Annotated in this window: 5 protein-coding genes and 1 pseudogene; 1 reads left to right on the top strand and 5 read right to left on the bottom strand. The window is 27.2% G+C overall.

The window, feature by feature from the left end; translation table 11 throughout:
• A pseudogene (locus tag EZH24_RS04405) lies at window positions 1-247 on the top strand (Rpn family recombination-promoting nuclease/putative transposase); the annotation flags it as partial.
• A 145-nt stretch (window positions 248-392) separates the two neighbouring features.
• Here the strand turns inward: EZH24_RS04405 and EZH24_RS04400 are convergent.
• The 5 genes from EZH24_RS04400 to EZH24_RS04380 all read right to left on the bottom strand — a co-directional run.
• On the bottom strand, window positions 393-2,540 hold the full coding sequence (locus tag EZH24_RS04400) for a capsular polysaccharide export protein, LipB/KpsS family (RefSeq protein WP_137997913.1): 2,148 nt from the start codon (window positions 2,538-2,540) through the stop codon (window positions 393-395).
• On the bottom strand, window positions 2,533-4,638 hold the full coding sequence (locus EZH24_RS04395; RefSeq protein ID WP_137997912.1) for a glycosyltransferase family 2 protein: 2,106 nt from the start codon (window positions 4,636-4,638) through the stop codon (window positions 2,533-2,535). Before EZH24_RS04395 ends, EZH24_RS04400 begins: the two co-directional genes overlap by 8 nt.
• Window positions 4,629-5,534 (bottom strand): NAD-dependent epimerase/dehydratase family protein, encoded by a 906-nt coding sequence (locus tag EZH24_RS04390; protein WP_137997911.1) that lies wholly within the window; start codon window positions 5,532-5,534, stop codon window positions 4,629-4,631. Before EZH24_RS04390 ends, EZH24_RS04395 begins: the two co-directional genes overlap by 10 nt.
• Window positions 5,531-6,655, bottom strand: coding sequence for a UDP-galactopyranose mutase (gene glf / locus EZH24_RS04385; protein WP_137997910.1), 1,125 nt, complete (start codon window positions 6,653-6,655; stop codon window positions 5,531-5,533). The genes EZH24_RS04390 and glf overlap by 4 nt, the downstream gene beginning before the upstream one ends.
• Window positions 6,646-7,818 (bottom strand): glycosyltransferase family 2 protein (locus EZH24_RS04380; RefSeq protein ID WP_137997909.1); only part of this gene is annotated, 1,173 nt, incomplete at its 5' end. The genes EZH24_RS04380 and glf, both read right to left, overlap by 10 nt.

The raw sequence follows: 7,818 nt of genomic DNA, 5'->3' as shown, positions 1-7,818 counted from the left end.
TGAAGAATACAAAAGATTTACTTCGGACGATAAACTTATGCGAGCTTACGCTGCCAGAGATGCATTTTTAGTAGGGCAAAAAATGATGCTATCGAGAGAGCGAGAAGAAGGAATAAAAGAAGGAATGGAAAAAGGCATAAAAGACGAAAAATATTCAATAGCCAAAAACCTAAAAAAATCAGGTTTGGATATAAAATTTATAAGCGAAAATACGGGATTAAGTATCGAGGAAATCGAAAATCTTTAATATTAATTTTTGCTTTGTCAATATTTTCTATATCCCCACAAAAAGAAATATCCTTAAAATTAGTATCATATACTATTGTTTTGGTAAATATGGTTTTATTGTTGAAATATATTCTTTATCATAAACTTATTTTTATCCATAAAATTTACTCTTTAATAACCCTCAAAATATAAACCATAAACTGCCCGTTATAATCTTTTATCAATTTCATTTTATCCTCGCTTAAAGTTCCCGTAATCAAACCGTTTTCATTTATGGAATATGTATCTTCGCCGTATTGCTCTATCACTTCCAAATTATATTTTTTGAAAATATTCCCAATCGTTTTATTCGTATAATGTCTAAAATGAAATTTATTATTATTCTTTTTCAAAGACATTACCTCTTCGTTTGGAGTTGATAAAAACCAATAGCCGTTATTTTTTATAGCGGATATTATCGTTTCTATAAATTGAATATCGTTTTGTATATGTTCTATGCTTTCAAACGATATAACATAATCGTATTTATCTTTTTCAAGTTCAAAAGGAAAAAATTTATTTATAAAATTAATTCTATTTTCAATTTTATAATGTTTATTTGCAAGTTCTATCGCTTCTTTTGACGCGTCTATTGATAAAATCTCCGTCATTTTTAATTTGCTTGCAACCATATACGAACCATAACCGTTTCCGCAAAATATATCCGCTCCTATAGTTTTATTTTGATTAAATTGTTTTTCTAAAAAGTTAGCCGCAAGTTCATATCGCAATAAATGGTCTTTTCTAATTCCCGCCAAAGTTTGTGCCGTTTGTCTCTCTCCGCTATTTAATGAAAAATCTCTTTTTGGGATGTCGACTAAATTTTTATCATCGCATCTAATATTAAATTCCAAGAAATATTCTCTCCTTAACTTTATCAAATAATCTATCGCTTCCTCTATCTCGCAACGCTCTTCTTTCTCGGGATTCACATAATAGCTGTAATTGATATAAGTTATATAAAATATTTCTTCCAAAGTTCGCTTATTCGTTCGTCTCTCGCATTTTTGATAATCTATCGTTAGTCCGTAGCCCGCATAAAATGGCATCCCGAAAGTGTGGACTTCCTTTCCCATCATCAAAGCTTCAAATCCTAACTGCGAAGTGCAAACATAAACTTTATCGACTATTTCAAGCAAGGATATTGGATTAATCTCTTCCGCCATCAAATAAACATTTTCTTTAATATCTTCGCTCGAATAATAACATTTCGCTCTCGTTGAATTATTTACTAAAGCATCGGGATGCGTTTTGATTATAATATCGGCGTCATAGTTTTCCTTAATCGCGCTCTCAAGCATAATCTTAAAAGTGTTTTCATTAGCCCAACCGTAACTTATAGACATATCGCCGTAGCTTTGGTCTATCACTAATACTTTATTTTTATGTTTTCCAATTTCGGGTTTGTATATCGGTTGATGATTATATTTGCTGATTTTATTTTTAATAATTTTATCGATTAAATATTTTGCTCTTTCTATTTGTTTATCGTTTAGCTTTAATTTTTTATCGTTAAGCATATATTCCAAAGTGTTTATTTCATCGGCAAAGAAATGCGGCAGATTTGAAAATGTGAAAGATATTGAATTCCTATATTTTTGAGGAATATTATTGCTTGTCCAAGTATAAATTGAGCGAATAAATCCGTCTTCTTCTATAACCAATGGAATATTATTTTCAATAGCAATATAAATATTCATTACATTTTGATACCATATACCTAAACCATGTATTATTAAACAATTTAATTTTGGATAAAAATTATTAAACCATAAAAATTTTCTAAATAAAAATTGCAAATAATATGAATCGCTATTTTTACTCGCTATATGACTATACATAACGATAGAATTAAAAAATTCATTTATACTAAATTTAAAGTTTAATTTATTGTAATTTATACATTTGGCTATATAAGGAGCATATATAAAAGTATTTATTTCATTAAATCTATTTACAAAATAATTAAGATTATTTTTGTATTCATAAATATGATTTGAAATTTCGTCAATTCTTCCGTTTAAAAATTCTTGTCTTAATTTATTTTCATGATTTATTTTATTAAAACTATTCTTATATTCATAATAAATATTTCTTATCGCATCTCTCAAACTTTTAATAGGTATCCACCAAACTATAGCGTCTATATCCGACTTTTGAGGTTTAATCTTTTTAGGTTTCTTTTTGAAAGTGATTTTTATTCCAAATATTTTTATTATATGATATAAATCATAATCAGTTATCGAAAATATAAATTTCTTAAATCTACTCATATTTTACATTCCTTTTTAGAGTTATTCTAAATCCTAAAAAATATATCGTAATTCTATCATAGTTTCTATTTACCGAAAATAAATAATGAAATATATTTTGAGTAAAACTCTTAAAACTATTTTTATATTTATGAATCAAATATATTAATACGTTTATATTTCCGCCGTTCGATTTATATAAATTGGATTGTATGAATTTTAGTAAATATGATACTTTTATATAATGTAATTTAAATAATTTTACGCTTTCGTTTATATATTGTTCTTTATTTTCTTTTTGTAAATCAAGCAAATAATTTTCTAAATTTTTATACGGATTTAGAAATTGATACTGAATATCTCTCGTTATATAAAGTTGCCATAAAGCTCCGTATTTTTCCCAAACCTTATTTTGTTCTAAAAAATTAACTACGCCATTATAAGAATCGTAAGTTTGTCTTAAAGCGTTATCTAATTTATCTACTGAAAATTTAACATCTTTTTTATTTTCAACAACCGCCGTCATTGCGTTAGGATTATCTTGAAAATAGTAATAAAATATATCAGAAACGCTTCTATATTTTTTTACAAAGAATAAAGCAAATAAATTTAAAATCCAATCGTCAGCAACCGACAAATGAGATTTAGGCATATATTGAGCCGCTTTTAAGCAAATATTTTTTCTAAATACTCTGCACCATAAAGTCCTTCTTCTTGAATCGTTTACAAACATATCTTCAAAAGCTTTTCTTTTTCCGATTAATTCCGTATTCTCTGAAATTTGAAATTTAATTCTTTTTGTCGTTTTATCGTCATAAGCGTATATGCCGTCAAAATGCAGGCAATCGTATTTATTGCCCAAATATTTATATATTTTTAAGTAGCAATCTTCGAAAACCCAATCATCGCTATCGACAAAATGAATATATTCTCCTTTGGCATAACTCAAACCGTTTAATCTACTCCAAGCGCTACCCAAATTTTTTTCATTTTTGACATATCTAATATTTTTATTATTTTTTCGATACTCTTCAAATATTTCATAACAATTTCCCGAAGAACAATCGTCAACTAAAATTATTTCCATATCTTTAAAAGTTTGATTTACAATACTATCCAAACATCTTTTTAAATATTTTTCCGTATTAAACACGGGAATTATTATAGAAATAAAACAATTATTATCCGAAGATTTATTTATTCTGTCTAATATTTTCAAATTAGGACTAATCAGAGGAAACGCTTTAAAAATTAAATCTTTTATTTCTTTTTCTTCGTTGTCGTTTATATTTGAAATCATATCGTTATAAATCCAATTATAGTAAACATTTTCCCTATGTCTAATCATACTAAAATAGGAGTTAAGATTTTCATCTTTAAAAAATTTAACTATATTTTCATTTACAAAAATTAAATCCCCTAAAGTTTTTACTCTTTGTTTATAGTTCATATTTTGAAATTTAGTGGAACTTTCGCTTCTCTGATAATATATATAACATTCTTTTGATGTTAATCTTATAGCCTTTGAAGAAAAGATTAGCCGAATAATCGCTAAATAATCTTCTTGAAAAACTATATTTCTATTAACATAATCCAAACAACTATACAGTTCTCTTTTAAAAACTTTTGTAGCGTTACTTTCTGGCAAAGAGCCTAAAAATAATTCTTCATACATTTCATTTTTATCATAAATAATCTTTTCTTGTAATATTTTATTTTGCGGCGGAGATTCGTAAATATTTCCTTTATCGTCTTCTATTAAACAATTAAAAGCTATTATATCGTAATCGTCTTCGTTAATAATCTTTATAAGTTCGTTTAAAGAATTCGGCAGTATATAATCATCGCTGTCTACATGCATTACATATTTGCCTTTAGCTTCTTTAATTCCTACCAATCTTGTATTATATAAACCTAAATTATTTTTATTTTCTATTAATTTTATATTGTCATATTTTTTTATATAATCGTTAACTATTTCATTACAATTATTTGGCGAACAATCATTAACTACTATTATCTCTATATTTTCGTTATTTTGATTTAATACGCTGTCTAAACATTTTGGCAAATATTTTTCCGTGTTATATACGGGAACTATAATCGATATTAATGGCATTTTATCTCCTCTATGGTTTTTTCTAAACCAATATCTATATCAGTCAATTTAATGTCAATATAATTAATGAGTTTTGAATTATTTAATACGCTATGCTTTATATCTCCTTCTCTTTCTTCTAAATAATTAACTTTTAAATCTTTTTTAGTTATATATTTTAATTTCCCATACAATTCGTTAATGCTAATTGATACATTAGATGAAATATTAATAATTTCTTTGGTTATGTCGTCATTTTTTATGCATAAAGATAATATTTTAGCTATATCTTTTACATAAATAAAATCTCTTGTTTGTTTTCCGTTTCCAAATATATTTATTTCATTATTATTAATAAAAGAATCCATGAATATGGAAACTACACCCGCTTCTCCTTGCGGTATTTGTCTGTGTCCGTAAACATTCGAAAATCTGAATATAATATAATCAATGTTGGAAAGTTTTATATATTTTTCAACTGTTAATTTTGAAAGCCCATAATATGAAATTGGTTTAGTATCATGGTTTTCGTCTATAGGCAAATATTGAGGCACTCCATAAACCGCCGCCGTAGAAGAAACTATTAATTTTTTTATATTATATTTTTTAGCTAATTCTATTAAATTCAAACTTGAAATTATATTTTCATTGGCATCGCTTATAGGATATTTCATAGAATAACCGACAGACGCTTGAGCCGCTAAATGTATAATATATTCTATCTTATTATTTACAAATAGTTCTTCTAATTTTGTTTTATCTTTTATATCGATATTATAAAAAATTGCATTTTCATTTATATTTTCCATTCTACCTGTTGATAAATTATCAGCGACTATAACATTATAAGAATTATTAATTAATTCGTCTACTATATGAGAGCCTATAAACCCCGCTCCGCCCGTTATTAATATCATTTGAATATCTCCTTAAATAATTTTAAAACTCTTTCCACTGCCAAATCCATATTGTAATATTTATAATCTCCGAGCCTGCCGAAAAAATAAACATTTTCAATTTTTTTACTCTCTCGGCTTCTGCCCGCTGAAAGCGTTAAATATTTATTATAAAGTTTGTCGTTTTTCTCGTTATTTATCGGGTAATATCTTTCATTCTTACCCAAAGAAAAGACTTGCGGATATTCTATAGATATTATTGTATTATTCGATTTCTCATCCAAAAAATATTTATGTTCCGTTATCCGAGTAAAATCGTAATCGTTAGGATAATTAGTCACAACCGATTTTTGATAATATTCTTTATCTATAGTTAGAATATCGAATTTCAAACTCCTATAAGGCAATTCGCCATATTGATAATTAAAATATTCGTCTATCGCTCCCGTATAAAAAATCGCTTTAAATTCTTTTGTATTAGGCAAATCTTTATAATCCGTATTTAATTGAACGGTAATATTTTTATGATTTAAAATATTCTCTATTAATTTGGTATAGCCTTCTTGCGGAATAGCTTGATACTTATCTTGAAAATATCTCGCATCGTTTGAAATATAGATTGGAACTCTCGCCGTCACGCTCGCGTCTATCTCTTCGGGTTTAAGTCCCCATTGTTTAATCGTATAATTCTTAAATACATTTTCGTAAACAAACTTGCCGATAAAATTCAAATCTTTATCTTTGCTCTTTTGAAAATCTAAAATAGGAACTTTAACGCCGTAGCCGTATTTCGTTATTAGTTTATTTTCTATTCTCTCCGCCATAGACTCGGAAAATAATTCTCTCAAAGTCTTTAATGTGAAAGGCAAAGAAACTCTATTTCCTTCAATCATAACATTAGGCTTAAGATAGAAATAACGCCATTTTGTAAAGTTGGATAGATAATCCCAAACTTCTTTATTATTCGTATGAAATATATGCGGTCCATACTTATGAACGGTTATATTTTCAATTTTGCTATCGTAACAATTTCCCGCTATATGCTCTCTTCTGTCTATTATCAAAACTTCTTCGTTTAATCTGTCCGCTATCAAATTTGCCAAAACCGAACCAGATATTCCCGCGCCGACTATTAAATACATTTTGCCTCTCCTTTTAATTTAATCGTTAATTTGAAAAATAGAATTCGAATATACGCTCTTCTATGCTCTTTAGTTTTTGTGATATTGAATTTAAAAATATTCTGCGGATAATTCCTAACTCTAATTATTGCCGTCCATATTTTATAAAAGAAAGTTCTTAAAGAATATTTAAATAATTTTCTCTCCCAAATCCCACTCGATTCTAATAAATTTGAATAAATGAAATTCAATACTTTTAAGTTTGACGCGTTGGAATTGAAATATAATAAACTCTCTTCAATATATTTATCTTTATCTACTTTATACAAACTCTCAAAATAATTTTCAAAATTAGAAAAAGGATTGATTAAAGAATATTTTAAATCTCTGATAATATACAAAACCCAAGAATAACGATATATATTCCACACTTTATTTTGTTTAAGAAAATCGACTACCGCATTATAGGAAATATATAATTGCCTTAAATTATTATCCAATTTGGAAAAAGATATTTTATTCTCTTTCTTACTTTCAACAATCGCCGTCATTGCGTTAGGATTATCTTGATAATAATAATAGAAAATATCCGATACAGTTCTATATTTTCTAACGAAAAATAAAGCAAATAAATTTAATATCCAATCGTCCGCTATAGATATTTTCTCCGCAGGCATATATTTAGCTCCTTTTATTAATAACGAGCGTTTAAAAACTCTGCACCACAAGGTTCTTCTTTCGGCATCGTTAAAAAACATTTTATCGAAAGCCGCTCTTTTGCCGTATATTTTTGAGTCGCCCGATATATGAAAGTCGTATTCCCAAGTTTTATAATCGTCCGCATAAGAACCGTTGAAATATATAGCGTCAAATTTACCAGCCAAATATTTAGATATTTTTTGATAGCATTCTTTTTCAACCCAATCATCGCTATCGACAAAATGAATATATTTTCCCGAAGCCTCGCTTAAGCCGTTTAACCTACTCCAAGCGCTACCAAGATTTTCTTCGTTTCTTATGTATTTAATATTTTTATTGATACGATTATTTTTTTGATATTCTTCGACTATTTCAAAACAATTCCCAGAAGAACAATCGTCCACAATTATTATTTCCATATCGTTAAAAGATTGATAAACTATACTGTCTAAACATCTTGACAAATATTCCTCCGTATTGTAAAC

This window comes from Brachyspira catarrhinii, assembly GCF_005518285.1.
Taxonomy (GTDB): Bacteria; Spirochaetota; Brachyspiria; order Brachyspirales; family Brachyspiraceae; genus Brachyspira; species Brachyspira catarrhinii.
Note: the sequence above shows the minus strand (reverse complement) of the source record. Positions and strands in the feature narration are given on the sequence as shown.

Bases quoted from the DNA above. Each gene is read 5' to 3' on its own strand.
- EZH24_RS04390 (WP_137997911.1), bottom strand. From the start codon at position 5,534: ATGATATTAATAACGGGCGGAGCGGGGTTTATAGGCTCTCATATAGTA.
- EZH24_RS04400 (WP_137997913.1), bottom strand. From the start codon at position 2,540: ATGAGTAGATTTAAGAAATTTATATTTTCGATAACTGATTATGATTTA.
- EZH24_RS04395 (WP_137997912.1), bottom strand. From the start codon at position 4,638: ATGCCATTAATATCGATTATAGTTCCCGTATATAACACGGAAAAATAT.
- glf (WP_137997910.1), bottom strand. From the start codon at position 6,655: ATGTATTTAATAGTCGGCGCGGGAATATCTGGTTCGGTTTTGGCAAAT.